The sequence below is a fragment of the Halomonas sp. Y3 genome (genome assembly GCF_024137965.1).
Classification (GTDB): domain Bacteria; phylum Pseudomonadota; class Gammaproteobacteria; order Pseudomonadales; family Halomonadaceae; genus Halomonas; species Halomonas mongoliensis.
The window spans coordinates 3,932,235-3,952,533 of sequence record NZ_CP099975.1; the positions used below are offsets into that span (position 1 = coordinate 3,932,235).

Sequence of the window (20,299 nt, forward strand, 5' to 3'; positions counted from 1 at the left end):
CGCTACGAGTACTTCCTTGTAGGCTACCTCGGCCCTGCATCGCTCTCGCGTCCCGCTCCGCTTGCAGGTCCGGTGCTGGCCATCCTCGGCCAGCCCGTTCGGAGCGGTGCTCCTCACCCCTGGTCCTCGGACGCCCGCTCCGACCTGTCCCCGGCGCCTTTCGCTATCGCCCTGTCGGTAACTGCGATAGCCCTGGGCGGCGCGTCGTTATCGATGGACATCGCTGCGGACCCACCCCCAGTCGTCCAGCAGCACGTAGAGCGCCGGGATCACCAGCAGCACCAGCACGGTGGCGCTGAGCAGACCGAACACCACGGAGATCACCAGCGGCTTGATGGCCGCCGCCTGGGAGCTGGTCTCGGCCAGCAGCGGCAGCAGCCCGGCGATGGTGGTAGTAGACGAGATCAGGATGGCGCGCAGCCGGTCGCGGCTGGCCTGGCCGGCGGCCGCCACCGCCTCCAGCCCGCGCTCGCGGTGCGTCTTGATGAAGTGGATCAGCAGGATGGCGTTGTTGACCACGATACCGGCCAGGGAGGCCGCGCCGATCAGCGAGGGCATGGAGAGGTAGTAGCCCATGAGCACGTGTCCCCAGATGGCGCCGATGAAGGCCAGCGGAATCGAGAGCATGACGATCAGCGGCTCCACGTAGCTGCGGAACTGGAAGGAGAGGATAACGAAGATCCCCACCAGACCGATCAGCAGCCCGCGGCCGATGGAGCTGCCGGTCTCGGCGGAGCGCGCCACCTGTCCCTCGAAGGAGATCTCCACCCCGGGATGCCGCTGGCGGAACTCGCTCAGCCAGCCGCTGCCGGCGAGGTCATCGACGACGGCCTGACCGCTGGCCTGGCGCGCATCCACGTTGGCTTCCACGGTGACGGTGCGTCGGCCGTCGATGCGGGTGATGCGCGCCCAGTCGCGCCGCTCCTCGGCGTTGGCCACCACTTCCAGGGGCACCCGGCGCCCGTCGGGCAGGGCGATGGTCAAGTCGGCCAGGTCGTCGAGGGAGCTCCTGTCCGCTTCGGCCAGGCGGATCAGCACCTCGATCTCCTGGTCACCGATGCGCAGGGTGTCGGCGATCTCCCCCAGCAGCGCCGCACGCAGCTGGCCGGCCACCTCGTCGGCGGCGAGCCCCAGGCCATGGGCGCCCTCGGCCAGGGAGAAGGCCAGCTGGGGCTTGCCCAGGCGCAGGTCATCGATGACGTTGTAGACGGCCGCGTAGGCCTCGAGATGCCCTCCCAGCTCCAGCGCCGCGGCCTTCATGGCAGCGAGATCGTCTCCTGTCAGGCGCACCTCCACCGGCACGCCGGCGGGGCCGAAGCCAGGCTCCTGGATGATCAGCCGCTGCAGACCCTCGATCTCGCCGATCGCCTCCCGCCAGGCGGCGGTCAGCTCCTCCAGGGTCACCCGGCGACGCTCGGCGGTGAGCAGGTCGACGATGACGGTGGCCACATGGGGGCCGGCCTCCCGGGCGCTGGGGTTGTGGTTGAAGCGCACCTGGATCGCCTCGACCAGGGAGGCGCCTCCCGGCTGTGCCGGCGAGAAGCGGGCATCGAGCTCACGCATCGCCGCCTCGACCCGCTCGACCACCGCCTCGGTGCGCGCCAGGGGGGAGCCCTGGGGCATCAGGATGCGCGCCTCCAGCACGTCGCCATCGATATCCGGCATCGCCTCGCTGCCCACATGCCCCCCGGCCATGAAACCGGCCGAGCCCAGGATGATGGCGAGCACGAGCCCCAGCACCGCATGCCGAAAGCGGATCGCCTGGTCGGCCAGCCCCCCGACGGCCTCGCGAAAGCGCGCGAAGCGTCGCTCGAAGGCGGCCCGGAAGCGGGAGTCGTGGCCCTCGGCCAGCTTCCCCTCGCTGCCCTTGAGACTGCCCTTGAGATGATGCGGCAGGATCCAGAACGCCTCGATGAGGCTCGCCGCCAGGGCCGCGATCAGCACCACCGGCAGCACTTCCAGCACCGCCCCCAGCTCCCCGGCCAGGAAGGAGAGCGGCGCGAACACCGCCACCGTGGTCAGGAACGACGAGAGCACCCCGGGCAGCACCTGGCGGGTGCCCGAGACCACCGCCTCCAGGGGCGAGGCACCCTCGCTGGCGTGGGCGGCGATGTTGTCGGTGATCACGATGGCATCGTCCATGACGATGCCGATCGCCATCAGCAGCGCCACCAGGGTGATCATGTTCATCGACAGCCCGGTCAGGGCCATGACGATGAAGGCGCCCATGAAGGCAGCCGGCAGGCCCAGCACCGCCCACAGGGCCAGCCGCGGGCGGAAGAAGAGGCTCATCACCAGCACCACCAGCACCAGACCCATCAGGCCGTTGCCCACCAGCATCTGCAGGCGGTCGCGGACGATGCTGGTCGCATCCTGGGTCAGCGTCAGCGAGATGCCGCCGTCGAAACGATGACGCTCGGCCTCGAGCAGCGACTCGAGCCGCTCCTTGACGGTCAGCGCATCGTCGCGCAGCGCCTTGCTCACCTCCAGCACCAGCGCCGGCTCGCCGTTGAAGCGGACCTGCTCCTCGGCGCGCTCGCCGCTCTCGGTGATGGTGGCCAGCTCGCCCAGGGTCAGCTCGCCGCCGCCGGCGTCGGAGACCACCACCAGCTCGGCCAGCTCGGCGGGCGAGCGACGCTGGTCGGTGAAGCGCAGCAGGAGATCCCGGTCGGCGGTCTCCAGGGTGCCCAGGGGCAGGTCGAGGCTCTGGCCGGCCACCCGTCGCGCCAGCTCCCGCGCCGAGAGGCCGTGCTGCCCCAGCACCTCGCGGGGCACCTCCACCTGCCACTGACGCTGGGACATGCCGTGAATTGCCACCCGGGCAACGCCGGGCAGGGTCATGATGCGCTCCTCCAGGCGCAGGGCGTAGTCTTCCAGCTGGCGCCTCGGCATATCACCGGACACTGCCACCGCGGCCACCAGGTCGCTGCGGTGGAGCTCGCGCACCACCGGGGGATCGGCGCGGGCCGGCAGCTCGGTAATGGCGCTCACCTCGGTGTCGATCTCGTTGAGGAAGCGGATGGCGTCGCCGCCGGCGGCCATGGTCGCCGTGGCGTTGGCCAGGTTGTCCTGGGCCACGCAGCCGAACTCGTCGAGAAACTCCACCCCCTTGACGGCATCGAACAGGCGCCGGCAGATCGCATCCTCGACGTCGGCGGCGCTGGCCCCCCGATAGACCACCTCCACGGACACCTCCACCGGGCGGTAGTCGGGGAAGGTCTCGCGCTTGAGATGAGGGGCGGCAAACAGCCCGGCGGCCAGCAGCAGGATCAGCAGCAGGTTGGCGGCGGTGGGGTGGGCGGCAAACCAGCGGATCATGGCCGCTCTCCCGCCGCGGCATCACCCCGGGCCCGGGCGGCCAGGCGCGCCTCGGCGGCCTCGTCCCGTCGCACGGCGAGCGCCATGCCCTCGATGGCCGGCTGCAGGTCGTCGAGCACCACCCGTTCCCCCGGGGCCAGGCCCGCCTCGATCACCGCCAGCCCTGCCTGCTGGAAGGCCACGGAGACCGGGCGTCGCATCAGGCGCCCCTGCTCATCGGCAAGATAGAGCTCACCCTGGTGAAGCGCCGACGACGGCACCACCATCGAGGCCTCGGGGCCCCCGGCCGAGAGCCTCACCCGGGTATACATGTCGCGCTGCAGCGGTGGATGATCGGGGGGGCGCGCATCACGCCAGGGGTGCTCGACCCTGACCACCACCCGCACGGCGCGGGTGGCCGGATCGAGGCCGCTGGCCACGCGCACCACCCGGCCCTGCCAGCCCACGCCGGGGGCCCCGACCAGCTCCAGCTCTGCATCAATCGCATCGAGGTCGATGCGCTCGCCGAGGTCCAGGGTGCCGGGTGGAAGCTCGGCCGGGGCCACACGACCCAGCAGGCGACGCATCGCGGTGAAGGGAATTCGCGCCTCCACCTCGGCGGCGGCCAGGCTGTCCGCCTCGAACAGTCGCTGGCCCACACTGACGAACTGGTGTAGCTCCACCGCCACCTCGGCCAGGCGCAGGTCATAGGGCGCTTCAAAGCGGGTATCCGCCAGGTCCTGACGAGCCTGGGCCAGGCGCACCGCGGCGCGCTCACGCTGGGCCTCGAGCACCTCGCGCCGCGCCGGCAGCAGCGCCAGGCCATTCTCCAGCGATGCCACCGCCTGGCGCTGCCCTAGGGTGCTGCGCCGCTGGGCATCGCGCTGGGAGGTCGACACCGACCCGCTGGCCGCCAGGCGCTCGATGCGCGACAGTTCCTGTTCGGCCAGGGCCAGGGCCTGGCGTTCCAGCGCCAGCAGGCGATCGGTGTTCTCCTCCTCGGCGGCAAGCTGGGCCAGCTCGCCGGCCAGGCTGGCCAGCTCCGCCTCGGCCTCGGCGATGGCCAGCTCATAGCGGCTCGGGTCCAGCGCCAGCAGCAGGGTGCCCTCATGCAGCAGGGTGCCGCTCTCCAGCGCCGGATGGCGCTCCACCACCCGGCCCGAGACGTTAGCCACGGCCTGCCAGGTCTCGGCGGGGCGCGCCGCGCCGTGGCCGCGCGCCTCCAGGCGAAACGCCAGGGGACGGGCCTCGATCACCGCCACCGCGGCCGGGGCAGGCGGCGTGTCGCTGCGCTCCGGCACCTGGCGATTGGCTACAAAAAAGACCAGCAGCGCCACGCCCACGGCGGCTCCCGCCAGCACCATGAGCCCTCGGCCCAGTCGCTTCGCCCGGGTGCTCATGCCTCACCTCCGCGATCCGCTTGAATACCGTGTCGATAGAGGTCGAAGGCCGCCGGCCCACGGTCGACGATCCCGGCCACGTCACCGTCGATCAGCGCCTGCAGCACCAGCCCCTGGAGGCAGCCGATGAACTGGGCCGCCGCGGCGTCCAGGTCGAGCCCGGGGCGCAGCTGGCCGCGTCGCTGGCCCTCCTCGAGCCACCCTGCCAGGCGCTGCCGATAGGTCGCCAGCAGGCCCTTCACCATGCGGCTGGCCGGGGTGGGACAAGGCTGCTGCAGCTGCCCCATCAGCAGGCGCGGCACCCCGGGATGCTCGGCGATGAAGGCCACATGGGCCAGGAACATCGCCTCCAGCGCTTGCAGGGGGTCCTCGGCGCCCTCGGCGGCGGCACCGACCCGAGCCATGACACGCTCGGCCACCCAGGCCACCACCGCCTCCCAGATGGCCTCCTTGTTGGGGAAGTGGCGAAACAGCGCCCCCTGGGTCACCCCCATGCGGCTGGCGATGCGGCCGGTGGTCAGGGTCGCGGGATCCTCCTCGCCACACAGGGCGACGACGGTCTCCACGGTGCGCTCCCGGCGCTCGTCGGCGGGGAGATGCTGGCGTTGGGACATACTCATGCCTCGAAAGATAGTAATTGATTACTATCTAGCATGATGGCGAGCGTACCGCCTGCCGACATCATGCGACGCTGACCTCGGTCAAATTAATGGCACCCAATACCGCCCGGCAGCGTCTCCTGGGCCTTGGGCGATGAGGGGCGAGATGGGGGGCGACAATTCGCCCCATGTCAGCTCCACCATAAAGAGGTATTAAATATACATCTTTAAGGCGCTACCTCGATCCACCTGCCAGCGACGTCGGTTATTCCACCCCGCCAGTCGGGCAGAGCACATCACCCCAGGAGGACCTCACTATGAGCCTGATCGAACAGACCGTCGGCCGCACCGCCCTGACCCTGCCGGGCGCCACCCGGGTATTTCGCGATCACAACATCGACTTCTGCTGCGGCGGACGCATCAGCCTGCGCGAGGCCGCCGAGCGCATCGGCCTGGCCCCCGAGGCCCTGGTCGCCGAGCTCGAGGCGCTGCCGCAGGGCACGAGCGAGGAGCGCGACTGGCGGGAGGCCAGCAATGACGAGCTGATCGACCATATCCTGACCCGCTATCACGACGTCCATCGCCAACAGCTTCCGGAGCTTGTGCGCATGGCGCGGCGCGTCGAGCAGGTCCACGGCGAGCGGGACACCTGCCCCAACGGCCTGGCCGACCTGCTCACCACCATCCACCAGGAGATGGAGAGCCATATGCAGAAGGAGGAGCAGATCCTCTTCCCGATGCTGCGCCGGGGCATGGGCGCCCAGGCCCAGGGGCCCATCGCGGTGATGCGCCACGAGCATGACGACCACGGCGAGAACCTCGAGCAGGTGCTGGCGCTGACCGACAACATCACCCCGCCCAAGGGCGCCTGCACCACCTGGCGCGCCCTCTACACCGGGCTGCGGGAATTCCGCGACGACCTGATGCAGCACATCCACCTGGAGAACAACCTGCTGTTCGAACGCGCCGGCTGAACGATGTCGCGCTGACCCGCCCGTCACGGCCCCCGCCCGGGGGCCGCTTGCGTTCAGGAGTGCTTGGATTCAAGAAAAAGTGCCGACGCCTGGCCCGCCCGGACACCCAACCCGGGTCCCCCATGACCCGCGTCAAAAGGCCAGGCGGGATAGTCGACTACCATAGTCGGGATTCCCACGACAGGAGGCTCACCATGGAGCTCGTCTGCCCCGCCGGCAACTTGCCTGCCCTTAAGCGCGCCGTGGATGAAGGGGCCGATGCCGTCTATTTCGGCTTTCAGAACACCACCAACGCCCGCCAGTTCGCCGGCCTCAACTTCACCGACAAGCGTGCCCGGGAGGGCATCGACTACGCCCACGCCCGCGGCAAGAGGGTCTTCTGTGCCATCAACACCTACCCGCAGCCGGATGGCTGGGCGATGTGGACCCGCGCCGTGGACCAGGCCGCCGACCTCGGCGTCGATGCCCTGATCATGGCCGACATGGGGCTGCTCGACTACGCCGCCCGCCGCCACCCGAACCTCGCCCGCCACCTCTCGGTGCAGGGCTCGGCCACCAGCTTCGAGGCGCTGCGCTTCTATCACGAGCAGTTCGGCATCGCGCGGGCCGTGCTGCCGCGGGTGCTCTCGATTACCCAGGTGCGTGACCTGGCCAAGCAGAGCCCCGTGGAGCTGGAGGTGTTCGCCTTCGGCAGCCTGTGCATCATGGCCGAGGGGCGCTGCTACCTGTCGTCGTATCTCACCGGTGAATCGCCCAACACCCGCGGCGTCTGCTCGCCGGCGGCCCATGTGCGCTGGGAGGAGACCCCGGAAGGGCTGGAGTCGCGCCTCAACGGCGTGCTGATCGACCGCTACGGTGAGGGCGAGAACGCCGGCTACCCCACCCTGTGCAAGGGGCGTTTCGAGGTGGGCGGCGAGACCTACCACGCCATCGAGGAGCCCACCAGCCTCAACACCCTGGAGCTGTTGCCGGAGCTTCAGGAACTGGGCATCGCGGCCGTCAAGATCGAGGGTCGCCAACGCAGCCCGGCCTATGTATCGAAGGTCGCCGGCATCTGGCGCCAGGCCCTGGATCGCCTGGAGCGCGCGCCGGGCCGCTTCCAACCCGAACCCGCCTGGATGACCGGCCTCGGCGAGGTCTCCGAAGGCAGCACCACCACCCTGGGCGCCTACGAGCGCCGCTGGAAATAGGAGAGAGCCCATGTCCGCTACCCCCACGCTCCAGCTGTCGCTCGGCCCGGTGCTCTTCTACTGGACCCGCGAACACTACGCCAACTTCTATCGCGAGGCCGCCGACTGGCCGGTGGAGGTCGTCCACCTAGGCGAGTCGGTCTGCTCACGGCGCCGCGACATGAAGCTCGACGACTGGCTTGGCATCGGCCGCGAGCTGACCCAGAGCGGCAAGCAGGTGGTGCTCTCGAGCCAGACGCTGATCGAGTCCGAGGCCGACCTGCGCGACCTGCGCAAGCTGTGCGACAACGGCGAGTTCCTGGTCGAGGCCAATGACCAAAGCGCCCTGCAACGCCTCTCGGCGGCGGGCCAGCCCTTCGTGGCCGGTGCCGCTCTCAACCTCTACAACCCGGCCACCCTTGCCGTGCTCTCCCGCGCCGGTATGCAGCGCTGGCAGGCGCCGGTGGAGATGTCCCGGGACGACCTCGCCCGCCTGCTGGAGGACTGCCGCGAGCAGGGGATCGAGGCCCCCTGCGAGGTGTTTGCCTACGGCCACCTGCCGCTGGCCTGGTCATCGCGCTGCTTCACCGCGCGGCGCTACCAGAAACCCAAGGACCGCTGCCAGTTCGTCTGCCAGAAGCACCCGGAGGGCCTGGCCCTGCGCTCCCAGGAGTCCCAGCAGGTATTCACCCTGAACGGCATCCAGACCCTCTCGGGGGCCTGCCAGGACCTGCGCCACGAGGTGCCGGACATGGCCGGGATGGGCGTCGGCGTGGCACGCCTGAGCCCGCGCCCCGAGGGCATGGCGGAGGTGGTCACGGCCTTCGATGCCGCCCGCCGCGGCGAGCTGCCCACCCCCGATCCACTCAGCCTGGTCGACGCCGAGATCTGCGACGGCTACTGGCACGGCCGCCCCGGCATGGACCACAGCCGAGCCGCCAGCCTGGGGTGAGCGCCATGGTGATCCCCCTGGTCCCCGAGCCCGGCGCCGCGATCCGTCTGCCCATTGCCGGCTTCGAGGCCCGGGACGACCACGCCTTTCCGGGGCGGCGGGCGGCGGTGGTCTACCTGCAGGGCTGCCCCCTGGCGTGCGGCTACTGCGAGACGGCGAGCCGCATGGGGCCGGCCCGCCGCGCCGCCCCGGGGGAGTGGCCGGCCATGGAGGCGCTGCTCGCCACCCGGCTGGGCGAGATCGATGCCGTGGTCTTCAGCGGCGGCGAGCCCACCCTGCATCCTGATCTGCCCGCCGCCGCCGACGCCTGCCGGTCACTCGGACTGGCGGTGGGCCTGCATACCGCCGGGCCCTACCCGGAGCGCCTGGAGGCGCTGCTGCCGCGGCTCGACTGGGTGGCCCTGGATACCAAGGGGCGCGGTGCCGACTTCGACCGCATCGGCGGCCGGCACGGCATCTGGCAGCGCCACGCCCGCAGCCTGTCGCTGCTGCTGGAGGGCGACATCCCCTTCGAGTGCCGCACCACGCTGCACTGGCGCGACTTCACCCTGGAGGAGCTCGAGCGACTGGCCATGACCCTGGCCGACTGCGGCGTACGTCGCTACGCTATCCAGCTGGCCCGGCGGGAACACTGCCTCGACCCCGGCTACCGGGAAGCGGTGGAGGACGCCCCGCCCCGGGAGGCCCTGGAAACCCTGGCCAGGCGACTCAAGCGCCACTTCGAGCACCTCAAGCTGCGAGGCTGACGCGAACCATCAAGGCGAGCCATCATGTATCTGACCCTGGTCGATCTGCTGCTGGCCACCAGCATCATTCAGTCGCTGGGGCTGGCCGTCTTCCTGCTGTTGCCCGAGACGTTCCGGCTGATCAGCAACCGGCTGCTGGCAGCCAGCGTCCTGACCTTCGCCGCCGGACTCGGTGAGTTCTTTCTCTACTCCACCGGCCTGGCGCTGGAGCACCCCAACCTTGCGTATCTGGGCACCCTGGTCGGCCTGCTGCAGGCCGGCCTGCTCTACATCTATGCGCAATCCCTGATGTATAGCGACTTCCGCCTGCTGCCCCGGCACGCCCTGCACACCCTGCCGTTCTGGGTGATATCCGCGATCTTCCTGGTCGAATACTACCTGCAGCCCACGGAGGTGAAGCTGGAGATCCTGGTCGACCGTGACCACCCGGGAGTCCTCACCTCACCGCTGCTGGCGGTGGCCATCCATCTGGTATTTCTCGGCTATCTGTGGGCCACCATCCACGCCCTGACCCGCTTCGGCACCTCGGTACGACAGCTCTTCTCCAACCTGGAGAACAAGCAGCTGGCCTGGTTGCGCACCCTGCTGATCCTGTACGCCATCGCCTGGCTCATCAGCCTCTTCTACTGCCTCTCCGCCCATGTCTACAGGGATCTCGTGAGTGTCACGGCGGTATCCGCCGTCGGTGCCATTTCCGGCTTCCTGTTCATCAACTATCTGCTGATAAACGCCCTCCGCCAGCCGAGCATCTTCTCGGGGTTGAGCACCGACGAGGTGCAGCTGGCGGAAAGTGAAGCGCCGGGCCGGGCCGCCCTGGTCAGCGCGGAGAACGCCGCGCTGCTGCGCCACCTTGATCGCCACATGGCCGAGGCCCGACCCTACCTGGATGCCAACCTCAGCGTGGACCAGCTGGCCCGCCAGCTCGGCGTCCCCTCCCGGGAGCTGTCGCGGGCCATCAACGAGGGGCTCGGCAAGAACTTCTTCGAGCTCGTCAGCGACTACCGCATCGCCGAGGCCCGCCGTCAGCTGGAAGCCGCCGAAGCCGGCACCACCATCCTCCAGGTGATGTATGACTCGGGCTTCAACTCCAAGTCGGTCTTCAACACGGCATTCAAGAAAGCCACCGGGATGACCCCCAGCGCCTATCGCGCCCGCTCATGACCGCCCGACGCGCTCATCGAGCTGGCCTCGAAGTTCGACTTTCCGAAATACGCCGCAAGAACCATCAAAATATTGATATCAAAGGACTTATGACGAGGTTCGACCGCAGGCCTTCGAACGACCCCGGCGTCTTCACTCCCTAATATGGAAGCACAGTCGATCAGTACCTCGACTGGCCCATCCACGATTTCGGAGCAAGACACCATGACCCTGCCACTTCGCAAACACCTTCTGGCCATCGCTACCACTTCCGCCCTCGCCCTGCCGCTGGCCACCCCCGCATTCGCCCACTGCGATGCCTTGGACGGCCCGGTGATCTCGGAAGCACGACTCGCGCTGGAGTCGGGCGATATCACGCCGGTTCTCAAGTGGATCCCCGCCGACGATGAGGCAGAGCTCGCGTCCATGTTCGACAAGACCCTCGAGGTGCGCGCGCTCGGTGACAATGCCCGGGAGCTGGCTGACCAGCAGTTCTTCGCCAAGTTGGTAGCAACTCACCGCGCCTATGAAGGCGCGCCTTTCACCGGCATCAAGCCGGCCGGTGAGATTGACCCTGCGGTTCAGCTCGCCGACAGGGCGTTGGAAGAGGGCGAGATCGATACCTTTCTGGCCCGCCTCGTCGAGAAGTTCGAACAGGAGACACGCTCGGCCTTCGAGACCACCCTGGCAGCCAGGCAGCGAGCCGGTGATAACCCCGAGCTGGGACGAGAGTTCGTCGATCACTATGTGCACTACGTCCACTATCTGGAGGATGTACACAATGTGATCGCGGGCAACGCCAGTGCTCATGATCACTGAGCGCCAGCCCCCAGAAACGCCATCGCCCCGGGCCACTCTCGTGACCCGGGGCGGTGCGCTCTAACGGCTGACGGCCAGCGGTGCACTCAGCGTTTTTTCAGTTCTCCTTATTTTTCCCTTCCCCATGGCCCATCACGAACGATCAGAGATCATGCAGCGTGACACCGAGCCCCCGCGACCATTCCTGCAGCTTGTTGCGGTGCTCAGTGACGGCGCTCTGCGGTAGCCGGGACATGGGCTCAGGGGAAGACGACGTGGCCTTCACGACGGGCGCTGGCGCAGCCGCCAGGGGCAGCGTGACGCCCAACCCCCTGGACCACTCCTGAAGCTTGTCGTGATGCTCCATGAAGGCGACCTGCGGTATTCGGGGCGTGGTCTCCCAGGAAGCCTGCTCTGCTGCCGCGGGGACGACAACGCCAGCCAGGAGCATTACACCGCTAACGAGACCAATGATATGACGACGGCTCATGATGTTATCCTCCTTCCTCATCGATCGAGGAAGTTTGACTGCCGAGCGGAGGGTTCCACCCGGCTCATCAACAGTCTGGCAAGGCAGGCTTACACGGCGCTGAAAGAACCCAAATATCGATGCATTTTTTCGGCTCGCGCCATGCGCAGTGTCTACCGGATGGAATCGCGACTGCCTATCAGGCCATAGGCTTGCGAACATGCGGGACACTGCCAGCGCCGAGCGCTCCTTGAGCCATGAAGCGACCATAGCAGGTCCATACCGCCGCCCTTAAGGAAGACGTCGTGCATGATGATCAGGTGTCGGGTTTCCATCAGCATACCTTTGACACTTGTCAAGGCTCACGGCGGTAACCGCAGACTCGCCTCGAAACCATCCTTTCGTCCTGACGCAGGGGCGAGGAGCGTCAAGGTGACACCAGCCCCCTCGGCGATCGCCTGGGCGATGGCGAGTCCCAGGCCGGAGCCGCCGGCCCGGGTATTGCCCCGGGTGAAGCGGTCCGTCAGCCGAGCGAGCACCTCCGCCGGAATCACCGGTCCCGCGTTGACCACCCGCAACACGCCTTCGCTCGACAGGGCGACCTCGACGGGCCGATCGTCCTGCCCATGCTTCAGGGCATTTTCGATCAGATTACGCAGCAGAATCGCCAAGGCATCCGGATCGATCGATGAAAGGATTCGCGCTTCCTTGGGCAGTGAAAGTTCGAGGCGCACCGCGGAAACACGGCGAAAGTCGTCGACGACATGAGCGATGATCGGCCGGACGTCCTGGGGTGTTTCGGCCAGGAGGTCACTGCCCTCCGCCTTGGCCAGCTGCATCAGCTTCTCCGACAGCCGCGAAAGCTGGCGCAGCGACGCCTCGATGCGAGCCGCCCGATCCTGCAGCCGCCCCGGCGGCGCTTCATGGCGCAGACGCTGCACCTGGGCCAGGGTCGCCGCCAGGGGCGTGCGCAGCTCATGGGCGCTGTTAGCCGTGAAGCTGCGTTCGGACTCCAGGGCGCGGCGCAATCGCTCCAGCAGATGGTTCACCGCCTCGGCGATGGGCACGAGTTCCGCCGGCAGGCGCTTGCCCTCCACCAGCGACAGGTCCCCTGCCCCGCGCGCCTCGAGCGCATCACGATACGCTCTGACTCCACTCAAGCTATGACGCACGAACCACCAGATGCCAATAAGGCTCAGTGGTATCAGCCCCACCAACGGCAAGAGCAGCATCACGATCGCTTGCCATTTTGCCTGGCGTCGAGAGGCAAGCGGCTCGGCGACCTCGATGAAAAGGGTATCGCTGATCGCGGTGGTGCCGTAGAGCCGATGCGTTGCCGTGCTGCGCAGCCCCGCCTGAGGCGTCTCCGGGAAAGTGGACGGATCGATGTCATGCGAGGCGAGCAACGGCGTGCCATCCATTCCCCGAACCAGGTAGGTAATGTACTCCTCGTGAGGGCGCAGGGCGGCCACCTGCTGGAGCAGGCCGGCATCTTCACGGTTGTAGATTTCGACGACGGCCAGGGACAGGATGCGTTGCGCGGTCTCTTCCAGGGAACTATCGAGGGTCCTGTCGATGGTATGTTCGACGATCAGCGCCGTGACCGTGGTGGCGACCAGCCAGAATAGCGTCACCCCGAGGGTCAAGCCGAGGCCGAGACGACGCTGCAGGCTAATCGGCCGGCTCATCTCCGCCCCAGCCGATAGCCCATGCCACGTACGGTCTCGATGCTGGCATGTCCCAACTTCTTGCGCATGCGGCTGATATGAACCTCTACGGTATTGCTTTCGATCTCCGCGCCGAAGGCATACAGGTGATCCTCGAGTTGAGCCCGGGACAACAGCGCTCCGGGATGTTGCACGAGCGACTCGAGCAGCGCCCATTCCCGTGCCGTCAGCTCGACGCCGTGTCCGGCCCGGAGCACCGAATGATTGACCAGATCGATCTCCAACTCACCCACGCGGATCAGCGGATTGGGATTGCCACTGTAACGCCGCGCCACGGCGGCGATCCGAGCGGACAGCTCCGACAGGTCAAAGGGCTTGACCAGGTAGTCGTCCGCGCCGGCGTTCAGCCCTTCAATACGGTCAGATATCTGATCCCGTGCGGTCAAGATAATCACCGGCGTGGTATCGCCTGCCTTGCGTCGGCGCCTCAGAAAATCGAGTCCTCGGCCATCGGGCAGCATCAAGTCAAGCAGAATCAGATCGTAGGCGGTCGTCGCGACGCTCGCTTCAGCGTGCTTCAAGCACTGCATCCAGTCCACGGCATGGCCATCTTCGCTGATCTGTTCGCGCACCGCCTCGCCCAGAGAGGGCGCATCCTCGATCAGTAATATGCGCATATCCCATTTTCTCCTGAGGTCACAGACACCCTGAGCCTAACGGGTCTGCCTGACGGCAACCTGAACGGGACCGACTCGCCCATACATCGAAGCAGTCGTATCCACGTCAGATTCCTGTCAGGTGATCCGCTTACAGTGACAAGGTGAACATCATCTGGAGAAAACCATGAAAACGCCACTGTTTGTCACCACCACGCTGGCCACCATCCTGGCGAGTGGAATGACCCTAGCCGATGACGACTGTCGTGATCCGGTCGCCGACTGGCAGCCTCACGACGCCCTGCGCCAGCAGCTCGAGGCCAAGGGCTGGGAGGTACGCCGCATCAAGGTCGATGACGGCTGCTACGAGGTCAAGGGCCTCGATCAGGAGGGCAACGAGGTCGAGGCGGAGTACGCCCCGGCATCGCTGCGCCTGCGCAAGCTGGAAATCGAATACGACTACGACGACAAGGAATACGACCGCTCTGATGACGACGACGACAGCGAAGCTACCAGCCGGCGCTCGGAGTCTCGCACCGGCCCCGACAGCGGCATCGTCAGCGGCAAGCCGTCCGTCCGCATCGAGTGATGCGTTGTTTCATAAGGACACTAGATTGCCCGAGACCAACATGTGACGGAGACAGACGATGAAAAGACTCACCCTTGCTCTTGCCCTCAGCCTTGCCGCCGCCATCGCGCTACCGGCCCTCGCCCAGGCGCGGGATGTGACCTTCAATACCGAGCTGATAAACTACGGAGGCGACGGCGCCTATGTGGCGCTCTACCTCACCGATGCCGACGGCCAATACCAGGGCACACTCTGGATCGCCGGAGAGAAGTCGAAATACTACAAGCACCTGCGCGACTGGGCGCGGGGCAGCGGCCAACGCAGCAGCGAATATGACGGGCTGACCGGTGCCAGCGTCGGCAACGGACGTACCCTGAATATCACCCTCGACATTGCCGATGAGCTGATCGACGCAGGGTATGAGGTGCGCGTCGACACCGCCGTCGAGGACATGCGCGACAATCGCGCCGACGTCGTCGTCCCGCTGACCACTGAGGGTGCAGGCAAGTCGGTCTCCGGCCGTGGCTATGTGCAGTCGTTCCACTACACCTTCTGATTCTGATCGAACAGGGAGCACAAATACCATGCTACGCCAGCTTCATTCGCTACCCGGCCTGATCGCGGCGCTGTTCGTCATCGTACTCACGGTGACCGGGGCGATCCTATCGCTCGATCCGGCCCTCGAGCGGGCGGGGACCACGGTGCCCGCCGCCGGGCAGATCAGCGTCGCCGAGCTGGCGGGCAGGGTAGCGGAGCATTACCCGGGGGCCGAACAGATCGAGCGCACGCCCTCGGGCACGCTTATCGTCTATTACACCCAAGACGGACAGGTGGGAGCCGATCGCGTGGATCCGCGCACCGGACAGGCCATCGCTCCCTATGAGCCGTCGCCGTTCTCGCGCTGGGTGAAGAACCTGCACCGCTCCCTGCTGCTCGATATGCCCGGTCGCGCGGTGGCGGGCATCACGGCGCTGGCGATGATCGTGCTGGCGATCTCCGGCGCCATGCTGCTGGCCGCTCGCCTAGGCGGATGGCGCCAGTTGCTCCGCCCGGTGCGCGGCACACTTAGCCAGCGGCTGCATATCGAACTCGGTCGGGCGGCGATTCTCGGCCTGCTGCTGTCAGGGCTGACCGGATCCTATCTCTCCGCCACCACCTTTGGCCTGGCCCCGGAGGGCGTAGAGGCCGAGCCCGAATTCCCTCTAGAGGTCGCTGGCGGCCCTCCCGCCGCCATCGATACCCTGCCGGCCCTGAAGGCAACAGACTTAAGCGACCTGCGAGCGCTGGTCTATCCCTACCCGGACGAGCCCACGGACATCTACTCCCTGGGTACCGATCAGGGTGCCGGATATATCGATCAGGCCAGCGGCGAGTGGCTCTCCTACCTGCCCCATGACGCCACTCATAAGTTCCATGAATTCATCTATATGCTGCATACTGGTGAGGGCCTCTGGTGGCTTGGCCTGATCCTCGGCCAGGCCGCCCTGATGGTGCCGGTGATGGCTGTGACCGGCCCGATCATCTGGTGGAAGCGTCAGCGGTCCAAGCCGAAACTCGCCGCCAACAGCGGGCCGAACACCGCGGATAGCGTGATCCTGGTCGGCAGCGAAAGCAACACGACCTGGGGCTTCGCCAGGACCCTGCACGACAGCCTGGTTCGAGAGGGCCACCGCGTGCATACCGCCCCCATGAACCGGCTGGCCTCTCGCTATCGCGGCGCGAAACGGCTGTTCATCCTCACCGCGACCTACGGGGATGGCGATGCGCCGGCCTCGGCCAACCGTTTCCTGGCGCGGCTAGAGAAGATCACCAGGACCCCGGAGCTCCCGGTAGCCGTGCTGGGCTTCGGTGATCGACAGTTCCCGCAGTTCTGCGGGTTCGCGAAGAAGGTCGAGACGGCGCTCACCGCCAAGGGCTGGCCGCAGCTGCTGCCGCTCGACACCATCGACCGACAGTCAACCCAGGAGTTCGCCCGCTGGGGCAACGCGGTGGGCAAGGTACTCGGCATCGAGCTGACGCTGGTCCATACTCCAGTGCGACCACGCACCACCCCCCTGGAACTCGCCGAGCGGGTGGATTACGGCGCCGACGTGCAGGCCCCCACCGCCGTGCTGCGCTTCAAGGCGCCTGAAGGTGGTGGCAGGAGCGGCCTGCTTAGTCGTCTGTTGGGGCGCACCGGCCTGCCGCCTTTCGAGGCCGGCGACCTGGTCGGCATCCTGCCACCGAACAGCCCGGTGCCGCGCTTCTATTCGCTGGCCTCGGCCTCAAAAGATGGCACCCTGGAGATCTGCGTGCGCCAGCATCCCAGCGGCCTATGTTCAGGCTTCCTTCATGCGCTGCCGATAGGCGGCACCATCGACGCCTTTATCCAGCCCAACCCGAACTTCCGCCCCGCCTCCGGCAAGGCGCCGATCGTGCTGATTGGCGCGGGTACCGGCATCGGACCGCTGGTCGGTTTCATCCGCCACAACAAGGCGCATCAAGCCATGCACCTCTATTGGGGCGGCCGCAATCCGCAGTCCGACTTCCTCTATGAGCCCGAACTGAACGTCTATCTCGAGGACAGGCGGCTGACGAAGCTGAACACGACCTTTTCCCGCGTCGATGAGCGCGCCTATGTACAGGACAAGCTCATCGCGAATGGCCCCGAACTGCGCTGGCTGATCGAGAAGGGCGCGCAGATCTTGGTTTGCGGCGGCCGGGATATGGCAAAAAACGTCATGGCGGCGCTGAATGACATAGTCGCACCGCTGGGCATGGACGTGGCGACGCTCAAGGCTCAGGGGCGCTATCGTGAGGACGTTTATTGACCTAAGCCCCTGAGCCACCATGGTGGCATGGCCGCCAATAAAGACGCCCCAGGTCGCTTGCGTCCCGGGGCGTAAGCAAGGCCATGAGGGCAGTTCAGGTCGTCCGGACTGCGTTATCTTCACTCGGAACAGCCTCAGGCCGGAGTGACGGTTTCGAAGCCTGGATTCATAGAGACATTTAAGGCTGGTGTCAGGTTAAGGCTTCAGAATTTAAACAAACTTAAGCCGGAGTTTGTTTTATGCCTAACATACGTACCAGCATCACCCTTTGCCTGCTTTTGGCAACTCAAATCAGCTTCTGGGCCCCGGGGCTGAGCTATGAGCAGTTACTGACACTCAGTGGATACCTTGCCATCAATTTCATGTCCATCACCATGGTGCTGGCTACCCGGCCTGGATGGCTGGAGTCGCCGTTGGGTGGTCTGGACAGCATGTATCAGCTGCATAAATGGACCGGTATTCTGTCCGTAAGTTTTGCGCTGACACACTGGCTGACCGAAATGGCGGATGATGGTCTCGAAGCGCTGTTTGGCTCGGATCGGAGCTTGCAGGAAGCACACTTTTCGGGCCTGCTGGACGGCCTCCAGGATGGCGCTGAAGACTTGGGCGAACCCGGCCTGTATCTGTTGCTGTTTCTGGTTGTCATTACCCTGACCCGGTTGGTGCCCTACTATTACTGGCGTTACCTGCACCGGGTGATGCCGCTGATTTATCTGGCACTGGCAGCCCATGCAGTGTTGTTGGCTCCGCTGAAGTGGTGGCAACAACCCACCGGCTGGCTGATGGCACTGTTGATTGTGGGTGGTGCCGCCGCAAGCCTGCAATCGCTGACCGGGCAAATTGGAAGGACCCGCCGCTACAAAGGACTGGTTCAGGCCATCAAGCAGACATCATCCAACATCACGGAAGTCGTCTGTGACATGGGCAGGCGGTGGCCAGGGCATCAAGCCGGACAATTCGCCTTGGTGACCTTCGACCGGATTGAAGGGGCGCATCCTTTTAGTCTGTCCAGCGCTGACAACGGCAGCGGGCAGCTCAGTTTCCACATCAAGGCACTGGGAGACTACACCCGCGATATTCCGCAACGGCTCAGCAGTGGCCAGGCAGTTACGATCGAAGGCCCTTATGGTCGTTTTGATCCCGCCAGCGGCAGAAAAAACGCCCAGCAGATCTGGGTGGCCGGTGGCATAGGGGTCACGCCGTTTCTGGCGGCGCTGGAGAAACGCCTGTTCGATGCCGACCCCGCACGCCCGGCGATCACGCTGCACTACTGCACCGCCGGCGCCGTGGATGATCCGATGGTGGCTCGCCTGCAACGGCTGACGGAACAACTGCCGGATGTCTCGCTGCATCTCCACGACAGCCGGCAGGGACAGCGATTGACCGCGGATCGACTGCGTCTCCACGACCGCCGAGTGGATCTCTGGTTCTGCGGACCCAAGGGCCTGGCCAGCACCCTGCGCAGTGGCCTGAAGCAGCGCTCGCTTTCCCTACGTTTTCATCAGGAAAGCTACCAGTTCCGCTGAACGGCCGGGGCGCGGCCACGACGCGCTACACTGCGGCCAGCCACAGCCGGAGTCGCCGCCGGGGCAGCCATCCAGCATGCTCGGTTCGGCGTTGCATTCCGAGCAGTGGCGAGCACGGGAGGCGTCGCCGCCAGCCGGCGATGCTCGCCTCGTCCCGCGAGGCTGTGGAAGGGCTGGCGCGACTGAGCGTAGAGGAAGCGGAGAAGCAATATGTACCTGACATTGGTCGATATCCTGCTGATCACCAGTATCGTGCAGTCTCTGGCCCTGTCTGCTTTCCTGCTGCTGCCGGAGACGTTCCGCGTGGTCAGCAACCGCCTGCTGGCAGCCAGCGTTCTCACCTTTGCCGCGGGCCTCGCCGAGGTCTTCCTCTATTCCACCGGGCTCGCCCTCGAGCATCCAAACCTGGCCTATCTGGGCACCCTGATCGGCCTGCTCCAGGTGAGCCTGCTCTATCTCTACGCGAAGTCGCTGATGTATCGTGACTTCCGGCTCGTTCCTGGGCACGCCATCCACAGCCTGCTGTTCTGGGTGATCTCAGCCATCTTCGTGGTGGAGTACTACCTGCAGCCCGGCGAGGTGAAGCTGCAGATCCTGATGAGCCGCGACCACCCGGGAGTCCTCGCCTCACCACTGCTGGCGGTCGCCATCCATCTGGTATTTCTCGGCTACCTGTGGGCCACCATCCGTGAGCTCGGCAGCTTCGGCACCACGCTACGACAGCTCTTCTCCAATCTCGAAAGCAAGCAGCTGGCCTGGCTGCGCACGCTGTTGATCGGCTACGCCTGTGTCTGGACCGTCAGCCTGTTCTACTGCCTCTTTGCGCATATCTACAAGGATCTTGTGAGTGCCACGGCGGTATCCGCCGCCGGAGCCATTTCCGGCTTCCTGTTCATCAACTATCTGCTGATAAACGCCCTCCGCCAGCCGAGCATCTTCTCGGGGTTGAGCACCGACGAGGTGCAGCTGGCGGAAAGTGAAGCGCCGGGCCGGGCCGCCCTGGTCAGCGCGGAGAACGCCGCGCTGCTGCGCCACCTTGATCGCCACATGGCCGAGGCCCGACCCTACCTGGATGCCAACCTCAGCGTGGACCAGCTGGCGCGCCAGCTCGGCGTGCCCTCCCGGGAGCTGTCGCGGGCCATCAACGAGGGGCTCGGCAAGAACTTCTTCGAGCTCGTCAGCGACTACCGCATCGCCGAGGCCCGCCGTCAGCTGGAAGCCGCCGAAGCCGGCACCACCATCCTCCAGGTGATGTATGACTCGGGCTTCAACTCCAAGTCGGTCTTCAACACGGCATTCAAGAAAGCCACCGGGATGACCCCCAGCGCCTATCAAGCGCAGCACTCCGCCTAGCCAGCCCTCCCCCCTCCCTCTTTCCGGTTCGACTTTCATCAAACTGAACCTAGAACTCATATCCCATTGATATATAAGAAGTTTTCAGCAACAAAGAAAAAGGTTCGAGTCCGCACTACCGAACGACCCGACAGGGTCCGCTCGCTATGATGGAGTCAACGCTGAGCAGCCAACT

At 66.1% G+C, this 20,299-nt stretch carries 17 protein-coding genes; 11 read left to right on the forward strand and 6 right to left on the reverse strand.

The window, feature by feature from the left end; genetic code table 11:
• Window positions 1-207: 207 nt before the first annotated feature.
• From NHL60_RS18645 to NHL60_RS18655, 3 genes are read right to left on the reverse strand one after another with little or no spacing between them, the layout of a single operon-like run.
• The gene (locus NHL60_RS18645; RefSeq protein ID WP_253446941.1) at window positions 208-3,318 is read right to left on the reverse strand and encodes an efflux RND transporter permease subunit; all 3,111 of its coding nucleotides are present in this window, start codon (window positions 3,316-3,318) and stop codon (window positions 208-210) included.
• A complete protein-coding gene (locus tag NHL60_RS18650; protein WP_253446944.1) occupies window positions 3,315-4,697 on the reverse strand; it encodes an efflux RND transporter periplasmic adaptor subunit in 1,383 nt (460 codons plus the stop codon). The genes NHL60_RS18645 and NHL60_RS18650 overlap by 4 nt, the downstream gene beginning before the upstream one ends.
• Entirely contained in the window at window positions 4,694-5,311 is a 618-nt protein-coding gene (locus NHL60_RS18655) for a TetR/AcrR family transcriptional regulator (RefSeq protein WP_253446947.1), read from the reverse strand. The genes NHL60_RS18650 and NHL60_RS18655 overlap by 4 nt, the downstream gene beginning before the upstream one ends.
• A gap of 302 nt (window positions 5,312-5,613) precedes the next feature.
• Here NHL60_RS18655 and ytfE point away from each other — a divergent pair, with 302 nt between their 5' ends.
• The 6 genes from ytfE (at window position 5,614) to NHL60_RS18685 (ending at window position 11,096) form a co-directional block, all read left to right on the forward strand.
• On the forward strand, window positions 5,614-6,270 hold the full coding sequence (ytfE, locus tag NHL60_RS18660) for an iron-sulfur cluster repair protein YtfE (RefSeq protein WP_253446950.1): 657 nt from the start codon (window positions 5,614-5,616) through the stop codon (window positions 6,268-6,270).
• A 194-nt stretch (window positions 6,271-6,464) separates the two neighbouring features.
• Window positions 6,465-7,460, forward strand: a complete 996-nt coding sequence (locus NHL60_RS18665; protein ID WP_253446952.1) for a peptidase U32 family protein — start codon at window positions 6,465-6,467, stop codon at window positions 7,458-7,460.
• 10 nt (window positions 7,461-7,470) lie between these two features.
• Window positions 7,471-8,391, forward strand: a complete 921-nt coding sequence (locus NHL60_RS18670) for a U32 family peptidase (RefSeq protein WP_253446955.1) — start codon at window positions 7,471-7,473, stop codon at window positions 8,389-8,391.
• 5 nt (window positions 8,392-8,396) lie between these two features.
• Window positions 8,397-9,137 carry an anaerobic ribonucleoside-triphosphate reductase activating protein gene (locus NHL60_RS18675; protein WP_253446958.1) on the forward strand — a complete coding sequence of 247 codons (741 nt, stop codon included), beginning with the start codon at window positions 8,397-8,399 and terminating at the stop codon, window positions 9,135-9,137.
• Between the two features lie 24 nt (window positions 9,138-9,161).
• Window positions 9,162-10,298: an AraC family transcriptional regulator gene (locus NHL60_RS18680; RefSeq protein WP_169956379.1), complete on the forward strand. Its 1,137-nt coding sequence runs from the start codon at window positions 9,162-9,164 to the stop codon at window positions 10,296-10,298.
• Between the two features lie 204 nt (window positions 10,299-10,502).
• Window positions 10,503-11,096, forward strand: a complete 594-nt coding sequence (locus NHL60_RS18685; RefSeq protein ID WP_169956377.1) for a DUF6448 family protein — start codon at window positions 10,503-10,505, stop codon at window positions 11,094-11,096.
• 142 nt (window positions 11,097-11,238) lie between these two features.
• Here the strand turns inward: NHL60_RS18685 and NHL60_RS18690 are convergent, their stop codons facing one another.
• From NHL60_RS18690 to NHL60_RS18700, 3 genes are all read right to left on the reverse strand, one after another.
• Window positions 11,239-11,565: a hypothetical protein gene (locus NHL60_RS18690; RefSeq protein WP_169956375.1), complete on the reverse strand. Its 327-nt coding sequence runs from the start codon at window positions 11,563-11,565 to the stop codon at window positions 11,239-11,241.
• A 341-nt stretch (window positions 11,566-11,906) separates the two neighbouring features.
• The gene (locus NHL60_RS18695; RefSeq protein ID WP_169956373.1) at window positions 11,907-13,232 is read right to left on the reverse strand and encodes a HAMP domain-containing sensor histidine kinase; all 1,326 of its coding nucleotides are present in this window, start codon (window positions 13,230-13,232) and stop codon (window positions 11,907-11,909) included.
• Window positions 13,229-13,888, reverse strand: a complete 660-nt coding sequence (locus NHL60_RS18700; RefSeq protein ID WP_169956371.1) for a response regulator transcription factor — start codon at window positions 13,886-13,888, stop codon at window positions 13,229-13,231. Before NHL60_RS18700 ends, NHL60_RS18695 begins: the two co-directional genes overlap by 4 nt.
• Before the next feature lie 166 nt (window positions 13,889-14,054).
• Between NHL60_RS18700 and NHL60_RS18705 the strand changes: the two genes are divergently transcribed.
• The 5 genes from NHL60_RS18705 (at window position 14,055) to NHL60_RS18725 (ending at window position 20,124) form a co-directional block, all read left to right on the forward strand.
• The gene (locus NHL60_RS18705) at window positions 14,055-14,456 is read left to right on the forward strand and encodes a PepSY domain-containing protein (RefSeq protein ID WP_253446961.1); all 402 of its coding nucleotides are present in this window, start codon (window positions 14,055-14,057) and stop codon (window positions 14,454-14,456) included.
• Window positions 14,457-14,514: 58 nt separating this feature from the next.
• Window positions 14,515-14,991, forward strand: coding sequence for a DUF2271 domain-containing protein (locus tag NHL60_RS18710; protein ID WP_253446964.1), 477 nt, complete (start codon window positions 14,515-14,517; stop codon window positions 14,989-14,991).
• Between the two features lie 28 nt (window positions 14,992-15,019).
• Window positions 15,020-17,245 (forward strand): PepSY domain-containing protein, encoded by a 2,226-nt coding sequence (locus NHL60_RS18715; protein WP_253446967.1) that lies wholly within the window; start codon window positions 15,020-15,022, stop codon window positions 17,243-17,245.
• 239 nt (window positions 17,246-17,484) lie between these two features.
• Window positions 17,485-18,771 (forward strand): ferric reductase-like transmembrane domain-containing protein, encoded by a 1,287-nt coding sequence (locus tag NHL60_RS18720; RefSeq protein WP_169956360.1) that lies wholly within the window; start codon window positions 17,485-17,487, stop codon window positions 18,769-18,771.
• Between the two features lie 210 nt (window positions 18,772-18,981).
• Window positions 18,982-20,124 (forward strand): AraC family transcriptional regulator, encoded by a 1,143-nt coding sequence (locus NHL60_RS18725; RefSeq protein ID WP_253446970.1) that lies wholly within the window; start codon window positions 18,982-18,984, stop codon window positions 20,122-20,124.
• The last annotated feature ends 175 nt before the right edge of the window (window positions 20,125-20,299 follow it).

What these genes read in the sequence shown, in the direction of transcription:
- NHL60_RS18645 (WP_253446941.1), bottom strand. Translation starts at nt 3,318, where the DNA reads ATGATCCGCTGGTTTGCCGCCCACCCCACCGCCGCCAACCTGCTGCTG.
- NHL60_RS18650 (WP_253446944.1), bottom strand. Translation starts at nt 4,697, where the DNA reads ATGAGCACCCGGGCGAAGCGACTGGGCCGAGGGCTCATGGTGCTGGCG.
- NHL60_RS18655 (WP_253446947.1), bottom strand. Translation starts at nt 5,311, where the DNA reads ATGTCCCAACGCCAGCATCTCCCCGCCGACGAGCGCCGGGAGCGCACC.
- ytfE (WP_253446950.1), top strand. Translation starts at nt 5,614, where the DNA reads ATGAGCCTGATCGAACAGACCGTCGGCCGCACCGCCCTGACCCTGCCG.
- NHL60_RS18665 (WP_253446952.1), top strand. Translation starts at nt 6,465, where the DNA reads ATGGAGCTCGTCTGCCCCGCCGGCAACTTGCCTGCCCTTAAGCGCGCC.
- NHL60_RS18670 (WP_253446955.1), top strand. Translation starts at nt 7,471, where the DNA reads ATGTCCGCTACCCCCACGCTCCAGCTGTCGCTCGGCCCGGTGCTCTTC.
- NHL60_RS18675 (WP_253446958.1), top strand. Translation starts at nt 8,397, where the DNA reads ATGGTGATCCCCCTGGTCCCCGAGCCCGGCGCCGCGATCCGTCTGCCC.
- NHL60_RS18680 (WP_169956379.1), top strand. Translation starts at nt 9,162, where the DNA reads ATGTATCTGACCCTGGTCGATCTGCTGCTGGCCACCAGCATCATTCAG.
- NHL60_RS18685 (WP_169956377.1), top strand. Translation starts at nt 10,503, where the DNA reads ATGACCCTGCCACTTCGCAAACACCTTCTGGCCATCGCTACCACTTCC.
- NHL60_RS18690 (WP_169956375.1), bottom strand. Translation starts at nt 11,565, where the DNA reads ATGAGCCGTCGTCATATCATTGGTCTCGTTAGCGGTGTAATGCTCCTG.
- NHL60_RS18695 (WP_169956373.1), bottom strand. Translation starts at nt 13,232, where the DNA reads ATGAGCCGGCCGATTAGCCTGCAGCGTCGTCTCGGCCTCGGCTTGACC.
- NHL60_RS18700 (WP_169956371.1), bottom strand. Translation starts at nt 13,888, where the DNA reads ATGCGCATATTACTGATCGAGGATGCGCCCTCTCTGGGCGAGGCGGTG.
- NHL60_RS18705 (WP_253446961.1), top strand. Translation starts at nt 14,055, where the DNA reads ATGAAAACGCCACTGTTTGTCACCACCACGCTGGCCACCATCCTGGCG.
- NHL60_RS18710 (WP_253446964.1), top strand. Translation starts at nt 14,515, where the DNA reads ATGAAAAGACTCACCCTTGCTCTTGCCCTCAGCCTTGCCGCCGCCATC.
- NHL60_RS18715 (WP_253446967.1), top strand. Translation starts at nt 15,020, where the DNA reads ATGCTACGCCAGCTTCATTCGCTACCCGGCCTGATCGCGGCGCTGTTC.
- NHL60_RS18720 (WP_169956360.1), top strand. Translation starts at nt 17,485, where the DNA reads ATGCCTAACATACGTACCAGCATCACCCTTTGCCTGCTTTTGGCAACT.
- NHL60_RS18725 (WP_253446970.1), top strand. Translation starts at nt 18,982, where the DNA reads ATGTACCTGACATTGGTCGATATCCTGCTGATCACCAGTATCGTGCAG.